Consider the following 17,050-nt stretch of genomic DNA (forward strand, 5'->3'; position numbering starts at 1 on the left):
TGCGCTTCCGGTGCTCACGGACTGATGTCCGCTCCGCTCCGGTTCTCGCGCGCCACGCCAGCCGCCTCGGCCTAGCGAAGGAGCGCTCCTTCCCGGCGGCTGTCGGTTTCCAATTATCGAGGGCGGCGTGGTCTTGGGGCTGCGCCGCCTTTTTTCATGACCAGGGTGGCCCATCCCTCGCGCAGCGACTGGCGCGCGAGGTAAAGTCCCTGATGCCGGTAGGTCGAGACGATGCCGGCGACATCCATCGCCAGCAGCCCTGAGAGGATGACCACGCCGTCGCGCGTGAGCACGCGTGCGATCGAGGGGGCGAGGCGCCGCAGCGGGCCGGCGAGGATATTGGCGAAGACGAGGTCGAAATGCCTCGGCCGGTCTGCCTTCAGGTGGCGCAGGCCCGGCCCGACATAGAGGTCGAGCGCATTGGGGGCATGGTTCAGGCGGGCATTCTTAGCGGCGACCTCGACCGCGACCCAGTCGATATCGCCTGCGACGACCTTGCGCTTGATCTGCTTGGCCAGCGCCAGAGCGAGGATGCCCGTGCCGGTTCCGACATCGATGGCGTGGCGCGGGCGGCGCTGCTTCAGTTCGGCGTCGAGCGCCAGCAGGCAGCCGGCGGTTGTGCCGTGATGCCCGGTTCCGAAGGCGAGCGCCGCCTCGATCTCGATCGCGACATCGTTGATCCGCACCGCCTGGCGATCATGGGCGCCATGGACCAGCACGCGGCCGGCCCGCACCGGCTTGAGGCCGTCGAGACTGGCCGAGACCCAGTCCTGCTGGCTCACCGTGGTGAAGGGCGTGGTATCGATGACATCGCCGACGATGGGCCTGAGCATGTCGCGCACCGCATCCTCGTCGGGATGGGCGGCAAAGTAGACCTCGACCTTCCAGGGCGCGTTCAGCGAGAGCGTGGTGACGCCATCCTCGATCTCGAAGGACGAGATCGCGGTTTCCGTGGGGTCGAAGACCTCACCCAAAAGCTCGGTCAGCGCGCGCGCCTTGTCGCCGCTGGTGGACAATTCGAGCACGGTCGTGACCGTGGAGGGGAGGAGACCTTCGCGCATGCGGGGGGATTAGCAGCCCGCCGGGCACTTGTCATGCGCCGGCGGGCTGACAAGCCTCAGGCGTGCTGCGAATTCACCATTCCGAAGACCGCGCCGAGATTGCCGTTCTCGGCAGCAAAGCGCAGTGGCTTGCAGCGCTCGACAATGACTTCCGCCACGTCGGCTTGCGTCTCCAGGATCGTCATGACCTCCGCGATGAAATCGGCCAGCGGCATGGCGAGCGGGTCGACGGCCTGTTCGGGGCCGCGCAGCTCCGTCTGCACGTAAGGTGGGGCGATCTCGATGACCTGGGTCGAGGTATCCTTGAGCTGCTGGCGCAGCGACATCGAATAGGAATGGATTGCCGCCTTGGTCGCGCTGTAGGTCGGCGTCACCGCCAGCGGTACGAAGGCCAGCCCCGAGGATACCGTCATGACCGTCGCGCGCGGCTGCTTCAGCAGATGCGGCAGCAGGGTGGCCGTCAGCCTGATCGGCCCCAGCAGGTTGGTGACGACGGTCTCCTCGGCCACTGCAAGATGAGCGTCCGTCGCGGTGACGTCCTCGTCCTTCATGATGCCGGCATTGTTGATGACGACGTTGAGCGCAGGAAAGCGCGCCAGCGCGTCGCGAGCGAAGCCTTCGATGTCGGCCTTGTCCTGCATGTCGACCAGCAGCGACGCCATGCCGGGATTGGCTTCGGTGACCGCGTCGAGAACCGTTTCGCGACGACCGGAAATGATGACCTGATTGCCCCTGGCGTGGAGCGCCTCGGCCAGCGCGCGGCCGATGCCGGAGCCGCCGCCGGTGATGAGGATGGTATTGCCCGTGATGTTCATCGCAATGCCCTTTCGTGGTTGCGCAGAACCCAGTTAGGACCGATGCTCTCCAAACGAAAGAAGGCACCTGAAAGTTCTATAGGCACCAAAAGGAGAGTGTTCGGTGGGAGCGATACGTGACGCGGTTGCGGCCATGCAGGAGCAGGGGCGTCTCGAACATCCGCAGGTGAGCCCGGAGGTCGATGCGCTGGTGCGCGATGTCATCGCGCAGGTCGCCGACAAATGGACGATGCTGATCCTGGAGGCGCTGGAGGAGCATGGGACGCTACGCTTCACTCAGATCGGCCGCATCGTCGGGGGCATCAGCCAGAAGATGCTGACCAAGACGGTGCGCCAGATGGAGTGCGACGGGCTGATCACGCGCAAGGTGCATCCGGTGATCCCGCCGCATGTCGACTACACGCAGACCGAACTCGGCCGCGAATTGACGGCGGCCTTCTGCGGCGTCTGGGTCTGGGCCGAAACCTACTATGCGCAGGTGGAGGCGGCGCGGGCGGCGTTCAGGGCGCGGGAGGGGCGGTGAGGCAGTTTCTGTCCAGTTCGGAAAACGCACCGTCATCTCGGGCAAGCGAAGCGCAGACCCGGGATCCATCGTAGAGTTCCGGAGCCCTCCGATGGATCCCGAATCTGCGCCGCTATCGCGGCTTGTCCGGGATGACGCCAGGTGCGTGCGGGCTATTCGGCTGCGGGTTGGAGCGCAACGTCCGGGGCTGGGATCAGCGCAATCGCATACCTGCCCATATCGGCGGCGATCTCCGGCACCGCCTTGAGCTTGCTCGGGGTGCGGGCGCGGGGAGCTGCTCTGCCCTCTGCCGCGATGTCCTCCAACCAGAGCGAGACGGCCTCGGGCGCATTCGCCAGCGCCTCGTCGAGCGTGTCACCGGCCGAAAAGCAACCCGGCAAATCCGGAAACCAGATGCCGACGGCGAAATCGGGACCTGCATCCTCGATGATGGCGACGTAATGGGTCACTTCACTCGGCGGCGAGGCGCGCGGGTGAGGGATCGAAAGGGACCGCCATCAAGATTGCATCCTGCGAAGCTTCCAGAAAATCGGGGTCGCGCCGCAATTCGTCGATGCTTCGCGGTTCGGGAAAATCTGAGGCAGTATCTTCGAGCCAACTTTCAGCTGCGAACTCCAACACCTCGCGAGCTTGTTCGAAGGCTTCTTCGAGCGTGTCTCCACCGGTGAAGACGCCCTTCACGTCCGGGAACTGAATACCGTAGCAGGATGTCTCGTCCTTATGGACGATTGCAATGTAATGTCGCATGGCGACCTTCGCTCAATCCCGATCCCAACCCGCATCCCTGTATATCCCATGGACGGTCCCGATGGGAATGTCTCGCTTTGGGTGGACGACGATCGCCATGCGTTTAGTCGCCTCATGCACAAACTTGTGGTGCGAACCGCGCACGCTCTTGAGCGTGAAGCCCTCGCGTTCAAGGCGGCGAATGATATCGCGGCTATTGGTGAGCATCGGAACCTACTGATTCGCGTTTGGTCCGATACCTATATCGCTCAATGGTTGTCGTTCGCTGCTGCCTCGCGTTGGACGGCAACCGCGCGATTTCCCGCAGCTACCGAAAGGATCAAGTGACTAGCCACCCCTCTGCACAAAGCTGTCCAGCACCATCTTGCGCCCGGCCTTGTCGAAATCGACCGTCAGCTTGTTGCCGTCGACGCTGGCGACCGAGCCCGGACCGAACTTGACGTGGAAGACGCGGGCGCCGGTGTTATAGGCCGATGAGGCTGATGATTTGGCGGTGAGCTCGCCCTCGATCAGCATGGGGCCGCGCTGGCGATTGCCGCCGAAGCCGCCGCTCTCGGAAAAGCCGGAACCGCCGCCTGCGTTCGCCTTGGCCTTGTTCTCCTGCGCGCGCTGCCAGCCCGGCGTGTTGTAGCTGGAGCCGAAGCTCTCCATGCGGTCGAAGCGCGAGGCGCCGTAGCCGCCCTGGCTGTAGTTCGATGCGGCCTGCACGACTTCGACATGCTCCTCGGGCAATTCGTCGATGAAGCGGCTCGGCAGGCTCGACTGCCAGAGGCCGTGGATGCGGCGGTTCGAGGCGAAATAGAGCTTCAGCCGCTTGCGGGCGCGGGTCAGGCCGACATGGGCGAGGCGACGTTCTTCCTCCAGCCCGGCGCGGCCGCTCTCGTCGAGCGCACGCTGGTTGGGGAAGAGTCCTTCCTCCCAGCCGGGCAGGAAGACCGTGTCGAATTCCAGCCCCTTGGCGCCGTGCAGGGTCATGATCGAGACGCGTTCGGCGGTTTCGCCGGAATCGGCGTCCATCACCAGCGAGACATGTTCGAGGAAGGAGGGCAGGTCGGGGAATTCGTCGAGCGAGCGCACGAGTTCCTTGAGGTTTTCCAGCCGGCCGGCGGCATCGGCCGAGCGGTCCTTCTGCCACATCTCGGTATAGCCGCTCTCCTCCAGCACCAGCTCGGCGAGTTCGCCCTGCGGCATGTGCTCGGCGCGGGCGCTCCAGCGGGCGAAAGCCTCGACCAGTTCGCGCAGCGCAGTGCGGGCCTTGGGCTTCAGCTCGTCGCTCTCGACGATGGCGCGGGCCGATTGCAGCAGCGAGACGCTCGTGGCGCGGGCATGGTTGTGCAGGATCTGAATGGTGGCGTCGCCGAGGCCGCGCTTGGGCACGTTGACGATGCGCTCGAAGGCGAGATCGTCGCTCTGGCTGACGACGCAACGCAGATAGGCCATGGCATCGCGGATTTCCGCGCGTTCATAGAAGCGGGGGCCGCCGATGACACGGTAGGGCAGGCCGAGATGGACGAAACGATCCTCGATCTCGCGCATCTGCGCGGAGATGCGGACGAGAATCGCGATCTCGGAGAGGTTGTGGCCGTCGCGCTGCAGGCTCTCGATCTCGTCGCCGATCAGCCGGGCTTCCTCCTGGCTGTCCCAGGCGCCGGTGATGGTGACCTTCTCGCCGGCGACGTCCTCGGTGCGCAGGGTCTTGCCGAGCCGGCCCTCATTGCGCGCGATCAGCTTCGAGGCGGTGGCGAGGATATGGCCGGTCGAGCGGTAGTTGCGCTCCAGCCGGACCACGACCGCGCCGGGGAAGTCGTGCTCGAAGCGCAGGATGTTGTCGACCTCGGCGCCGCGCCAGCCATAGATCGACTGGTCATCATCGCCGACGCAGGCGATATTGCGCCGGCCCTGGGCGAGCAGCCTGAGCCAGAGATACTGCGCCGTGTTGGTGTCCTGATACTCGTCGACAAGGATGTAGCGGAAGCGGTCGTGATAGGTGCTGAGCACGTCGGCATGCTCGCGAAACAGCGTCAGGCAATGCAGCAGCAGATCGCCGAAATCGACGGCGTTCAGCGTCTTCAGCCGCTCCTGATAGGCGTGATAGAGCGCGCCGCCCCTGCCATTGGCGAAGACGGACGCCTCGCCCGGCGGCACATCCTTGGGAGCAAGGCCGCGATTCTTCCAGCTGTCGATGAAGCCCGCCAGCATGCGGCCGGGCCAGCGCTTCTCGTCGATCTCGGCGGCCTGGATCACCTGCTTCATCAGGCGGATCTGGTCGTCAGTATCGAGAATGGTGAAGTCGGAGCGCAGATCGAGCAGCTCGGCATGGCGGCGCAGGATCTTGGCCGAGGTCGAGTGGAAGGTGCCCAGCCAGGGCATGCCCTCGGCCACCGGCCCGGCGAGATGGGCGATGCGCTCCTTCATCTCGCGCGCCGCCTTGTTGGTGAAGGTGACGGAGAGAATCTGCGAGGGGTAGGCGCGGTTGGTCGCGATCAGATGGGCGATGCGGGTGGTCAGCACGCGGGTTTTGCCGGTGCCGGCGCCGGCGAGCACCAGAACGGGGCCATCCGTTGCCTCGACGGCCAGACGCTGCTCCGGGTTGAGACCTGCGAGATAGCCCGCCGTCGGCTGCGCGGCTGCACGCGCGGCGAGGCCGCCGGGACGGGGCAGGGGGGCAGGGGTCGTGTTGTGGTCGGACAAGGATTGCGCCGTTCGATCGTGATTCGTTCCGGCGTCAATATAGGGGTTTGGCGGCGGGATTGCGCCCTTTGCCAGCGAGCAATTTGAGCACAGCGGTTGATAAGGCTGGTCGTCATGCTCGGGCTTGTCCCGAGCACCCACGTCCTGAACACTATCCTCGAATGGGAATATGTGGATGGTCGGGACAAGCCCGACCATGACGAAATGGCCAAGAAGCCCAGGAGGATCGTCATGGCTCACGGCACAGAGACGGTATCGACCTGGCAGGTCACCAATCAGGTGCCGCCGCTGGCGGATTACGACGCCTTCGCGGCCGATCCCGTATTGCAGAGCGCGATCGCGGCCTTCGATGCGGACTGGGCCAGCGAGCGCCTGCATGAGGCCGGGCGCAGCGTCGGCTCAGCGCATGTGCAGGAACTAGCGCGGCTGGCGAACCGCTACCCTCCGGAATTGCGCACGCATGACCGCTTCGGCAACCGCATCGACCAGATCGCGTTTCATCCGGCCTGGCATGAGCTGATGGGTCTCGCGATCGGACAGGAGGCGCATGCGCTGTGCTGGAACCGGCCGCAGCCGGGCGCGCAGGTGGCGCGGGCGGCGCTGACCTATTTGTGGACGCAGGGCGAGAGCGGCATCTGCTGTCCGATCAGTATGACCTATTCGGCGATCCCGCTGCTCAGGCAGGACCCTGTGCTTTGGCAGCAATGGGGTAAGCTGGTCAGCTCCAATCGCTACGATCCACGGCAAGGCCCGGCGCATGCCAAGACCGGCGCGACTGTGGGCACAGCGATGACGGAGACCCAGGGCGGCTCGGATCTGCGCCAGACGCAGACGGTCGCCCAGGACAATCGCGACGGCACCTTCTCGCTGACCGGGCAGAAATGGTTCTTCTCGGTGCCGCATTCCGATCTGTTCCTGACGCTCGGGCGAACGGGAGACGGGATTTCCTGCTTCGTCGTGCCGGGCTGGCTAACCGATGGCACGCGCAACGGCATCGCGATTCAACGCCTCAAGGAGAAATGCGGCAACCGCTCGAATGCCTCGTCGGAGGTCGAGTTTCGCGGTGCGATCGGGCACATGATCGGCGAGCCCGGCCGGGGGCTGCGCACCGGGCTTTCGATGAACCACAACAGCAGGCTCGATATCGCTGCGTCCGCAGCCGGACTGATGCGGCAGGCGGTGTCGTTGGCCGCGCATCACGCCACGCATCGGCGCGCCTTCCAGCGGGCGCTGATCGACCAGCCGATCATGCAGAACGTGCTGGCCGATCTTGCTGTCGAGGCGGAGGCTGCCGCCTGGCTGGCCTTCAGGCTGTTTGCCGCCGTCGACCGGCAGGAGGCTTCGGAGAGCGAGCGCCTGCTGGCGCGGATCGGTGCGCCGATCGCGAAATACTGGCTGGCGAAGCGGGCGCCGGCCGTCGTGGTCGAGGCGCTGGAATGCCATGGCGGCAACGGTTTCATCGAGGAGAACCCGATGGCGCGGCTCTATCGCGAGGCGCCGTTGAACTCGATCTGGGAAGGTTCGGGCAATGTAATCTGCCTCGACGTGCTGCGCTCGCTGGAGCGCGAGCCGGGCTCCCTCGTGGCTGTGCTCGACGAGCTCGGCGAGGCCAAGGGGGTGGACAGGCGTTTTGATGCGCATCTCGCGGCGCTCGAGGGCGATCTGCCCGAATTGATCCGCCAGGAGGGACAAGCGCGCCGGCTGGTCGAGCGGCTGGCGCTGATGCTGCAAGCCTCGCTGCTGCTGCGCTATTCGTCCGGCGAGGTTGCCGATGCCTTCATCGCGTCGCGGCTGGATGGCGGTTGGGCCGGGCATTTCGGGGATTTGCCGGTGGGGCTGGACGCGGCGGCGCTGGCGCGGAGGGCGGTGCCAGCGGTTGCTTGATGCGAGGATAGCGCGGGGAACCCTGTCCCGGAGGGAGAGGCCAGGGTGGGGGGCGGCCGTTCGACGTTTTACCGTGCCCTGACCGCCGCCTCGCTGTGAGGTGGGGACGAAACTGGTCCGGGGGCCGACACCTCACCCCTGCCCCTCTCCTTGCAGGAGAGGGGTTCCCCGCGCCCTTCTGGTTGGCGTCTCAGCCGTCCGCGGGCTCGAAATCCATCGCGACGCCGTTCATGCAGTAGCGCAGGCCGGTCGGGGGCGGGCCGTCCGGGAAGACGTGGCCGAGATGGCCGCCGCAGCGGGCGCAATGCACCTCGGTGCGGACCATGCCGAACTTGCGATCTTCGGTGACGCCAACGGCGCCCTCGAGCGGCTGGTCGAAGCTCGGCCAGCCGGTGCCGCTCTCGAACTTCTTGCCCGATTTGAACAGGGGATTGCCGCAGCCAACGCAGGAAAAATTGCCGGCGCGCTTCTCATAGTTCAGCGCGCATGAGCCGGCGCGTTCGGTGCCGTGCTCGCGCAGGACATGATACTGCTCCGGCGTGAGTTTCGCGCGCCATTCCGCGTCCGTGAGCTGGACCTCGAAGACCTCGTCCTGCTTCCGCTCGCTGCCGAACATGCTCATCAGGCCCATATCCGTCTCCCTTTGTGAGTTCGCGTTCGCAGACCAATATGGCGATTGTCGCGGCGATTTTCAGCCCCCACGCGATCCCGGCCCCTTCACGATCGCGCTCAGGCGTTGTCGCCCGCGATGGCGGCGATCACCGCATCGGTGACCTGACGGGTCGTCGCCTTGCCGCCGAGATCGGGCGTGTGGAAGCTCGCATCGGCAGTGACGCGCTCGATCGCGCGCATCAGCCGGGCCGAGGCGTTGGGCTCGCCGAGATGGTCGAGCATCATCGTCGCGGTCCAGAAGGTGCCGATCGGATTGGCGATGCCCTTGCCGGCAATGTCGAAGGCCGAGCCATGGATCGGCTCGAACATCGAGGGAAAGGCGCGCTCGGGGTTGAGATTGGCGGTCGGAGCGATGCCGAGCGAACCGGCAAGCGCGGCGGCAAGGTCCGACAGGATGTCGGCATGCAGGTTGGTGGCGACGATGGTGTCGATGCTCTGCGGCTTGATCACCATGCGCATGGTCATGGCGTCGACCAGCATCTTGTCCCAGGTGACATCCGGGAATTCCGTCGCGACCTCGGCGGCGATCTCGTCCCACATCACCATGGCGTGGCGCTGGGCGTTCGATTTGGTGACGACGGTCAGCAGCTTGCGCGGCCGCGCCTGCGCGAGGCGGAAGGCGTAGCGGATGATGCGGGCGACGCCAGAGCGCGTCATCATCGAGACGTCGGTCGCGACCTCCTCGGGGAAGCCCTTGTGAACCCGGCCACCGACGCCGGCATATTCGCCCTCCGAGTTCTCGCGCACGATCACCCAGTCGAGCTCCGGTCCCGACACCGAGCGCAACGGCGAGGTGATGCCGGGCAGCACGCGGGTGGGGCGGACATTGGCGTATTGATCGAAGGGCTGGCAGATCGCCAGCCTCAGGCCCCAGAGCGTGACATGATCGGGCACATCGGGCGCGCCGACGGCGCCGAAGAAGATCGCATCATGGTTCTTGATCTGCTCGCGGCCATCCTCCGGCATCATCAGGCCGGTGCGCTTGTAGTAGCCCGAGCCCCAGTCGAAATGGTCGAAGGCGAAACCGAACGAGCTGTCGCGCTTCGCCAGCGCCTCAAGCACCTCGACGCCGGCCGCAATGACCTCGACGCCGATGCCATCCCCGGGGATCGCCGCGATCTTGTAGGTTTTCATGGTGCGTCCCTTCCTGGAGCCTGGCGATCCTTGGTTCACCACCAAGTCATCCCGGACGCAGCGCAGCGAAGATCCGGGATCCATTCCGGAGCGCTGCTTGGAGAGGTTCCGGAATGGATACCGGGTCTCTTTTAGGTCGCCCGGGACGACTTGCGATTGCGTCGATCTGTGCGAGCGATCGGTCTACGAGTCAACATTGCATTGCAGCTTCCATGGAAGATGGTAGCTTAGATGAACAGGAGGACAGATGCCGGGTGGTCTGAAGGCGATCGAACAGGCGGGCGACAGGGCTTTGAGCCTCGTCGACAGCGCCTATGCGGCCCTGAAACAGGCCATTCGCGAGAGCGTCTTTGCGCCGGGCTATCAGGCCTCGGCCGGAGAGCTGGCGCTGCGCCTCGGCGTCAGCCGCACGCCCGTGCATGAGGCGGCGCTCAGGCTGCAGGAAGAAGGGCTCGTCCGCATTCTGCCCAAGCGTGGCATCGTGATCTGCGCGCTCGCGCCCGACGACATCCGCGAAATCTATGAGGTGCTGATCGCCATCGAGGCCGGCGCCGCCGAACTGGCCGCGAATCTGCCCGAGGTCGAGCGGTTCGCGTTGGCGGACGATCTCCAGCTTGAGACCGATCGCATGGAACAGGCGCTGGCGGCCGGCGATCTCACCGGCTGGGGGCGGGCCGACGAGGCCTTCCACCGCATACTGGTCGAGCGCTGCGGCAACCGCCGCTTCATGCGGATCATCCAGACCGTCAACGATCAGTCTCATCGCGCCCGGATGCTGACCCTGCGCCTGCGTCCGCGCCTGCCGATTTCGGGAGCTGAGCATCGCGCCACGATCGACGCGATCCGCAATGGCATGCCCGAGGCGGCCCGGGAGGCGGCACGGCATCACCGGGTCCGGGCGCGCGACGAATTGCTGCCGCTGATCGAGAGCGTCGGCTTGCGACATCTCTAACCCGAATTCCCTCAAGCCAGTTCAACCAACTCGCTTTCAATCGCCTGAAGATCGCGACCAACGCGACGAACCCAACTCGGAGGAAATCCATGCGTCGTTTCATCCTGGCCCTTGGGGCCGCCCTTGCCATCGCGGCGGCTCCGGCCACGGCACAGACCTATCCCTCGCGCTCGATCACGATGATCGTGCCCTTCGCGGCCGGCGGACCGACCGACATCATCGCGCGCATCGTCTCCGAGCACATGTCGCGCACGCTCGGGCAGTCGATCGTGGTCGAGAATGTCGCCGGAGCCGGCGGCACGACCGGCTCGCTGCGCGTCGCCAAGGCGACGCCTGACGGTTACCTCGTCATGATGGGCAATCTCGGCACGCATTCGGCGTCGGTCGGCCTGTATCCGAACCTCGCCTATGATCCGCGCACCGATTTCGCGCCGGTGATCAATACGGCGGGGACGCCGATGCTGATCTCGGCGCATCAGGATTTCCCGGCCAACACGCTGCAGGAGTTCGTCGCGCTGCTGAAGGCCAATCCGGGCAAGTATAATTACGGGCATGGCGGCGTCGGCTCGACCTCGCATCTGACATGCGTCTACTTCCATCATCTCATCAAGGCGCCGGTGCAGCATGTGCCGTTCCGTGGCTCCGGCCCGGCTATGAACGCGCTGCTGGCCAAGCAGCTCGACTATGTCTGCGACCAGACGGTCGGGATCGTGCCGCAGCTGACCAATCTCAAGACCTATGTGGTGGCAACGCCCAAGCGTCTCGACGTTGCCAAGGATGTGCTGACGAGCGCGGAAGCCGGCCTGCCGGAATTCCAGGCGGTGGGCTGGAACGCGATCTTCGCGCCGAAGGACACGCCGGCGGAGATCGTCGAAAAGCTCAATGCCGCCGGCCGCGCCGCGCTAGCCGATGCGTCGGTGCGCAAGCGCCTGCTCGATCTCGGCTGCGAGATTCCCGATTCGGCCGGCCAGTCATCGGCCGCGCTCGGTCAGCATGTCCGCGCCGAGGTCGACAAATGGACGCCGGTGATCAAGGCGGCCGGCGTCACCGCGCAGTAGCGCGGATAGGCCGATCGCGTCACCTAACCGTCACGCGACTCCTCTAGTCGGCTCGCCATCGCAACGAGCCGCTCGAGGGCTGAGTGACGCAGACGGCACGCACGGTTCGGCGCACGACCACGCTGGGTTTGACCTCGGCAGTTCACCGCAGCAAGCCGCTCTCGCGGGCGGGCCTGCTGGAGCGGATGTTCACCCTGGCCTTTTCGGGGCTGGTCTATCCGCAGATCTGGGAAGACCCGGTCGTCGACATGGACGCGCTGGAGCTTCGCCCCGACGATCATGTCGTGGCGATCGCTTCGGGCTCCTGCAATGTACTGTCCTATCTGACGGGCGATCCCGCCAAGATCAGCGCGATCGACCTCAACGGCGCTCATATCGCGCTGGGCCGGCTGAAGCTCGCGGCTCTTGCCCGCATGTCCCGCCATGAGGATTTCCTGCGCTTCTTCGGTGAGGCGCAGTCTCGCGCCAATGTCGAGCTCTACGACCGCGAGATCGCTGCGCATCTCGACCCGGTGTCGCGCAGCTACTGGGAAGGGCGTGGCCTGAACGGGCGCCGGCGGATCAGCCTCTTCGCCCGCAATTTCTACCGCTACGGCCTGCTCGGCCGCTTCATCGGCACGGGCCATCTGCTCGGGCGCATGCTTGGCTGCGATCCGCGCGCGATGCTGAAGGCGCGCGACATGGCCGAGCAGCGCGTTTTGTTCGAGCGGCATCTCGCACCGGTCTTCGACAAGCCGCTGGTGCGCTGGCTGGTGCGGCAGCCGGCCTCGCTCTACGGGCTCGGAATTCCGCCGGCGCAATACAAGGCGCTGGCTGCCGATGGCGACGAGGGCATTCGCGGCGTGTTGCGGCACCGGCTGGAACGGCTCGCCTGCGGCTTCGACCTCAAGACCAACTATTTTGCCCGCCAGGCCTTCGGGCGCGGCTATGAGCCAGGCGCCGACGCAGCTCTGCCGCCCTATCTCCAGCGCGCGAATTTCGCGGCCGTGAAGGCGCGGGCAGGGCGTGTCGGCTATCACCAGAGCGCGATCACCGCATTTCTGGAGCGGCAACCGGCCAAGAGCTGCGACGCCTATGTGCTGCTCGACGCGCAGGACTGGATGAACGATGCCGATCTCACGGCGCTGTGGACGCAGATCACCCGCACGGCGCGGCCGGGCGCGCGCGTGATCTTCCGCACCGCCGCCGACGAGCGGTTGCTGCCGGGGCGCGTGCCGGCCGCGATCCTCGATCAGTGGCGCTATGACGAGGCGCTGAGCCGCGAGCTCTGCACCCGCGACCGCTCCTCAATCTATGGCGGGTTTCACCTCTATGTCCTGCCGGGAGCGAGCGCATGAGCGCAGCCGGCGCCCGCAACGAGGCCGCGGGGCTGATGGACGCGATGTATCGCCATCAGCGGCATATCTACGATGCCAGCCGCAAATTCTATTTGCTTGGGCGCGATGAGCTGATCGCCGGGCTTGCGCCCCCCGAAGGCGGCAGCATCCTTGAGATCGGCTGCGGCACCGGCCGCAACCTGATCAAGATCGCGCAGGCCTATCCCGGCCGCGCCTGCCATGGTCTCGACGTTTCCATGGAAATGCTGGTGACGGCGCGGCAGTCGGTGGCGCGGGCCGGCCTGTCCGACCGTATCGATCTGCGCCAGGCCGATGCGACCTCGTTCGATCCACGGGCTCTGTTCGGCAAAGCGGGATTCGACCGGATCGTGATTTCCTACGCGCTGTCGATGATTCCGCCCTGGCAGGCGGTGGCGGCGCAGGCGCTGCGGCAGCTGGCGCCCGGGGGCTCGCTGCATATCGTCGATTTCGGCGATCAGGCTGGGTTGCCGGCCCCGTTCAAGGCGGTGCTGATGCGATGGCTCAAGCTTTTCCACGTCACGCCGCGTACCGGCCTCGCGGTCGTTCTTGAGGACATCGCCAGGGCCGAGGGCGGTGGTTGTCGCAGCACAAGCGTCCCGCTTTTTCGCGGTTATGCGGTGCAGGCGGTGGTCGAGCGACCATCTGCATGAACGCCGCTTGCTGGACGCGTTGCCTGCCGGCATGGTAGCGCCCGGCAATGAGCGAAAAGCCCGAAGAGCTGCGTGATGAGGGCGAGTTTGGTCGCCTCTGCGACCGGCTGCGCCAGCTCTATCACGGGCGTTCGCCGGCAGCGGTGCGCTTCCAGCTCGCGACGATCATCGTCGACCTGCTGATCATCGCCTTTTTCATCGCGACGCCGCTGATCCGCGATCGGCCTGCCTTCCTCTGGGTCGACTATTCGATCGCGGCCATCGTTGCCGTCGAGATCGTCGCGCGCATGCTGGGCTCGTCCAATGTGCCGCGCCTGTTGCGGCAGCCGAGCATGGTGCTCGACCTGTTCATTCTCGCGACATTGCTGGCGCCGCAATGGCTCGAGAATTTCGGTTTCCTGCGGATATTACGGCTGTGGTCATTGTCGCAGCGGGGACTGCTCTGGGCGCAGCTGCGCCAGACGCGTTACCGCGAGTGGGAGGATGTGGCGCGGGCGCTGATCAATCTGGTGACGTTCCTCTTCGTCGTCACCGGTTTCGTCTACACCTCCTTCTTCAGGACGACGTCCGGTATCGAGGGCTATGTCGACGCGCTGTATTTCACGGTCGCGACCGTCACGACGACGGGCTTCGGTGACATCACCCTGCCGGGCGTCGCCGGCAAGCTGACCTCGATCTGCGTGATGATCGTCGGCATCTCGCTGTTCGTGCGGCTGGCGCAAGCGGTGTTCCGGCCAAACAAGGTCACGTTTCCCTGCCCGGAATGCGCTCTCCAGCGGCACGAACCCGATGCGGTGCACTGCAAGGCCTGCGGCCACAAGCTCAAGATACCCGATCACGACGACTGATCAGGAGATCGTGACGCCTTTCCAGAAGGCAATCCGGCCCTTGATGTTGGCCGCTGCCTGCTTGGGATCGGCATAGTACCAGGCCGAGTCGGCGTTTTCCTTGCCGTCCACGATGAGCGAGTGGTAGTTCGCGGTACCCTTCCAGGGGCAGATCGAGGTCGCGGCGCTGGGCCTGAACAGCTCGGGCCGGATCGCGTCGGCGGGGAAGTAATGGTTGCCCTCGACGATAACGGTATCATCGGATTCGGCGACGACCGCGCCGTTCCAGATAGCCTTGACCATGGCGAAAGCTCCTGTCTTGCGATGCGCTCGGCGCCAAATAAGGGGCGCGACGAGAGGACGACAGGCAGCGGCTTGCCGCCATACGGGCCGTCAGTGCCGAGTTTCGGCCTCGCGCTCACCGGTCATGCCCTCGACCGTGATCGCCGTTTTCCTGGGCATGCCGATCATGCGGCCGATCGTGGCGGGCAGCGGCATCATGGTGTGGGCCGCCTTCATCAAGGCGAGATTGGCCAGGATGTCGGCCGGGAAAGGCGTGACCTTGCGGCTGGTCGTGTCGACATGGAGCGAGAGGTTCTCGCTGGTCGCGGCGAGCCAGCCCTCATTGGCGTGACGCATTTCAAGATAGTAGTGCAGGCGCTTGTCGTCGAAGGCGATGAGTTGCGCCGTGACGCGCACATGATCGCCCTCGGTCAGCTCGCGCTTGTAGAGGATGTGGCATTCGGCCGCGAAGAAAGAGGCGTGGCGGGTATCGACGTAATCCTGGTTCAGGCCCACCAGTGAGAACACCTCGTCGACCGCGCGGTCGAACAGGACATGATAGTAAGCCATGTTGAGATGGCCGTTATAGTCGATCCATTGCGGCTCGACCCGCATGGCCGACGACACGAAAGGCGCGAAGAAGAGCGCCGGGGCGCGGATATCGTCTTTCACGGCCGCCCTCCTTACTCAACGCCACAATGACGGGCGCGGCCCGCCTGCGACACGGACATGATGATCACTACGCAACCGCATCATTGTCGCTGCCAATTCCTTGTCGGCATGGTCTAGTATGCACCGATCCCGTTTGCCGTCAGCCCGGCTTACGGGCAAAAGAGCCCGCTTCGCCAAACTGGCATCGAGATCGTAACAGTCTGCGAAACCGAATAATTCCAAGTCTAAGCGCTAGAACCGGATGTTGACAATGAGTTTGCTTGCCGTCGCCCCTCATGACGCCCCCGCATCTGCCGCAAAGCTGCCGCCGTCGCCCGATGCCATCGCCGCCGTGACGCGGGCGCTGGCGGGGTCCTTCGGCAACCGGCTGGTGACCAGCCTAGCGGTGCGCCAGCAGCACGGCCATACCCTGACCTGGATCGCCAATCAGCCGCCCGATGCGGTGGTATTCCCCCAAAACACGGCGGAAGTGGCCGAGGTGGTGAAGCTCTGCGGCGCACATGGCGTGCCGGTGATCGCCTTCGGTACGGGGACCTCGCTGGAGGGCCATGTGAACGCGCCCTTCGGCGGCGTCTGCGTCGATATGAGCCAGATGAAGCGCGTCATCGCGGTTCATGCCGAGGACCTGGATTGCGTCGTCGAGGCCGGCGTGACCCGCAAGGAGCTGAACGAGCATCTGCGCGACCAGGGGCTGATGTTCCCGATCGATCCCGGCGCCGATGCCTCGATCGGCGGCATGGCCGCGACGCGGGCCTCGGGCACCAATGCGGTGCGCTACGGCACGATGAAGGACAATGTGCTGGCGCTGACGGCGGTGATGGCCGACGGCTCGATTGTCAAGACCTCGACCCGGGCGCGCAAGACGTCGGCCGGCTATGATCTGACGCGCCTGCTCGTCGGCTCGGAAGGGACGCTCGGCATCATCACCGAGATCACGCTGAAGCTGCACGGCATTCCCGAGGCGATTTCGGCCGGCGTCTGCCCGTTTCCCTCGGTCAAGGCGGCTTGCGACGCGACGATCATCACGATCCAATCCGGTCTCCCGGTGGCGCGGATCGAACTGCTCGACGATGTCATGATCCGCGGCGTCAACCTGCATTCCAAGCTCGGCCTGCCCGAGACCACCATGCTCTTCGTCGAGTTCCATGGCTCGGAAGCCGGCGTCCACGAGCAGTCCGAGCGCTTCGGCGAGATCGCGGCCGAGTTCGGTGGCGGCCCGTTCGACTGGGCGACCAAGGCCGAGGACCGCAGCAAGCTCTGGCAGGCGCGGCATGACGCCTATTGGGCAGCGCGCGCGCTGCGGCCGGGCGTGGAATCGGTGGCTACCGATGTCTGCGTGCCGATCTCGCAGCTTGCGGATTGCGTCGAGGAGACCAAGCGCGACATCGAGGCGAGCGGCTTGATCGCGCCGATCGCAGGACATGTCGGCGACGGCAATTTCCACACGCAGCCGCTTGTTGACCTGAACGATGCCGACGAGGTTGCGCGCGCCGAGGCCTTCATCGAGCGGCTGGTGAAGCGGGCGCTCGCCATGGGCGGCACCTGCACGGGCGAGCATGGCGTCGGCCAGAAGAAGATCAAGTATCTCGAAGCCGAGCATGGCGCGCCGGCGCTGGCCGTGATGCGTCAGCTCAAGCGCGCGCTGGACCCGCAGAACATCCTGAATCCGGGGAAAATCATCGTCCTGTGACATCCCTGTGGCTTGTGCCTGCGTAGCCTTGATG

18 protein-coding genes are annotated in these 17,050 nt (G+C 65.5%); 8 read left to right on the forward strand and 10 right to left on the reverse strand.

Going from position 1 to position 17,050, the window contains the following annotated elements; genetic code table 11:
• Positions 1 to 113 precede the first annotated feature (113 nt).
• Positions 114 to 1,061, reverse strand: a complete 948-nt coding sequence (locus C4S73_RS08150; RefSeq protein ID WP_103871999.1) for a 50S ribosomal protein L11 methyltransferase — start codon at positions 1,059 to 1,061, stop codon at positions 114 to 116.
• A 56-nt stretch (positions 1,062 to 1,117) separates the two neighbouring features.
• A complete protein-coding gene (locus C4S73_RS08155; protein WP_103872000.1) occupies positions 1,118 to 1,876 on the reverse strand; it encodes an SDR family oxidoreductase in 759 nt (252 codons plus the stop codon).
• 133 nt (positions 1,877 to 2,009) lie between these two features.
• Between C4S73_RS08155 and C4S73_RS08160 the strand changes: the two genes are divergently transcribed.
• Positions 2,010 to 2,399, forward strand: a complete 390-nt coding sequence (locus C4S73_RS08160; RefSeq protein WP_103872001.1) for a winged helix-turn-helix transcriptional regulator — start codon at positions 2,010 to 2,012, stop codon at positions 2,397 to 2,399.
• A 152-nt stretch (positions 2,400 to 2,551) separates the two neighbouring features.
• Here C4S73_RS08160 and C4S73_RS08165 read toward each other — a convergent pair whose 3' ends face one another.
• The 4 genes from C4S73_RS08165 to C4S73_RS08180 all read right to left on the reverse strand — a co-directional run bounded on the left by C4S73_RS08165 (position 2,552) and on the right by C4S73_RS08180 (position 5,837).
• Positions 2,552 to 2,848: a type II toxin-antitoxin system HicB family antitoxin gene (locus C4S73_RS08165; protein WP_103872002.1), complete on the reverse strand. Its 297-nt coding sequence runs from the start codon at positions 2,846 to 2,848 to the stop codon at positions 2,552 to 2,554.
• Position 2,849: 1 nt separating this feature from the next.
• Positions 2,850 to 3,146, reverse strand: a complete 297-nt coding sequence (locus C4S73_RS08170; RefSeq protein WP_103872003.1) for a type II toxin-antitoxin system HicB family antitoxin — start codon at positions 3,144 to 3,146, stop codon at positions 2,850 to 2,852.
• A 12-nt stretch (positions 3,147 to 3,158) separates the two neighbouring features.
• A complete protein-coding gene (locus C4S73_RS08175) occupies positions 3,159 to 3,353 on the reverse strand; it encodes a type II toxin-antitoxin system HicA family toxin (RefSeq protein ID WP_103872004.1) in 195 nt (64 codons plus the stop codon).
• A gap of 120 nt (positions 3,354 to 3,473) precedes the next feature.
• The gene (locus tag C4S73_RS08180) at positions 3,474 to 5,837 is read right to left on the reverse strand and encodes an ATP-dependent helicase (protein WP_244595504.1); all 2,364 of its coding nucleotides are present in this window, start codon (positions 5,835 to 5,837) and stop codon (positions 3,474 to 3,476) included.
• A 114-nt stretch (positions 5,838 to 5,951) separates the two neighbouring features.
• On the opposite strand from C4S73_RS08180, the gene C4S73_RS08185 reads away from it, so the two are divergent.
• A complete protein-coding gene (locus C4S73_RS08185) occupies positions 5,952 to 7,721 on the forward strand; it encodes an acyl-CoA dehydrogenase family protein (protein ID WP_244595505.1) in 1,770 nt (589 codons plus the stop codon).
• 190 nt (positions 7,722 to 7,911) lie between these two features.
• On the opposite strand, the gene msrB is transcribed toward C4S73_RS08185, so the two are convergent.
• Both msrB and C4S73_RS08195 read right to left on the reverse strand, forming a co-directional pair.
• The gene (gene msrB, locus C4S73_RS08190; protein WP_244595506.1) at positions 7,912 to 8,343 is read right to left on the reverse strand and encodes a peptide-methionine (R)-S-oxide reductase MsrB; all 432 of its coding nucleotides are present in this window, start codon (positions 8,341 to 8,343) and stop codon (positions 7,912 to 7,914) included.
• A gap of 107 nt (positions 8,344 to 8,450) precedes the next feature.
• Positions 8,451 to 9,527, reverse strand: coding sequence for a tartrate dehydrogenase (locus tag C4S73_RS08195; protein WP_103872006.1), 1,077 nt, complete (start codon positions 9,525 to 9,527; stop codon positions 8,451 to 8,453).
• 247 nt (positions 9,528 to 9,774) lie between these two features.
• Between C4S73_RS08195 and C4S73_RS08200 the strand changes: the two genes are divergently transcribed.
• The 5 genes from C4S73_RS08200 (at position 9,775) to C4S73_RS08220 (ending at position 14,393) form a co-directional block, all read left to right on the forward strand.
• Positions 9,775 to 10,479, forward strand: coding sequence for a GntR family transcriptional regulator (locus tag C4S73_RS08200; protein WP_103872007.1), 705 nt, complete (start codon positions 9,775 to 9,777; stop codon positions 10,477 to 10,479).
• Positions 10,480 to 10,568: 89 nt separating this feature from the next.
• Positions 10,569 to 11,537 (forward strand): tripartite tricarboxylate transporter substrate-binding protein, encoded by a 969-nt coding sequence (locus C4S73_RS08205; RefSeq protein ID WP_103872008.1) that lies wholly within the window; start codon positions 10,569 to 10,571, stop codon positions 11,535 to 11,537.
• 83 nt (positions 11,538 to 11,620) lie between these two features.
• On the forward strand, positions 11,621 to 12,874 hold the full coding sequence (locus C4S73_RS08210) for a BtaA family protein (RefSeq protein WP_244595507.1): 1,254 nt from the start codon (positions 11,621 to 11,623) through the stop codon (positions 12,872 to 12,874).
• Entirely contained in the window at positions 12,871 to 13,545 is a 675-nt protein-coding gene (locus tag C4S73_RS08215) for a class I SAM-dependent methyltransferase (RefSeq protein WP_244595508.1), read from the forward strand. Before C4S73_RS08210 ends, C4S73_RS08215 begins: the two co-directional genes overlap by 4 nt.
• Positions 13,546 to 13,592: 47 nt before the next feature.
• Positions 13,593 to 14,393: a potassium channel family protein gene (locus tag C4S73_RS08220; RefSeq protein ID WP_103872009.1), complete on the forward strand. Its 801-nt coding sequence runs from the start codon at positions 13,593 to 13,595 to the stop codon at positions 14,391 to 14,393.
• On the opposite strand, the gene C4S73_RS08225 is transcribed toward C4S73_RS08220, so the two are convergent.
• Together C4S73_RS08225 and C4S73_RS08230 are read right to left on the reverse strand one after the other, a co-directional pair.
• On the reverse strand, positions 14,394 to 14,675 hold the full coding sequence (locus C4S73_RS08225; protein WP_103872010.1) for a DUF427 domain-containing protein: 282 nt from the start codon (positions 14,673 to 14,675) through the stop codon (positions 14,394 to 14,396).
• Positions 14,676 to 14,765: 90 nt separating this feature from the next.
• On the reverse strand, positions 14,766 to 15,269 hold the full coding sequence (locus tag C4S73_RS08230; RefSeq protein WP_103872416.1) for a thioesterase family protein: 504 nt from the start codon (positions 15,267 to 15,269) through the stop codon (positions 14,766 to 14,768).
• 307 nt (positions 15,270 to 15,576) lie between these two features.
• Between C4S73_RS08230 and C4S73_RS08235 the strand changes: the two genes are divergently transcribed.
• Entirely contained in the window at positions 15,577 to 17,016 is a 1,440-nt protein-coding gene (locus tag C4S73_RS08235) for an FAD-binding oxidoreductase (protein ID WP_103872011.1), read from the forward strand.
• Positions 17,017 to 17,050 lie beyond the last annotated feature (34 nt).

Source organism: Allobosea lathyri (assembly GCF_900108245.1).
GTDB lineage: Bacteria > Pseudomonadota > Alphaproteobacteria > Rhizobiales > Beijerinckiaceae > Allobosea > Allobosea lathyri.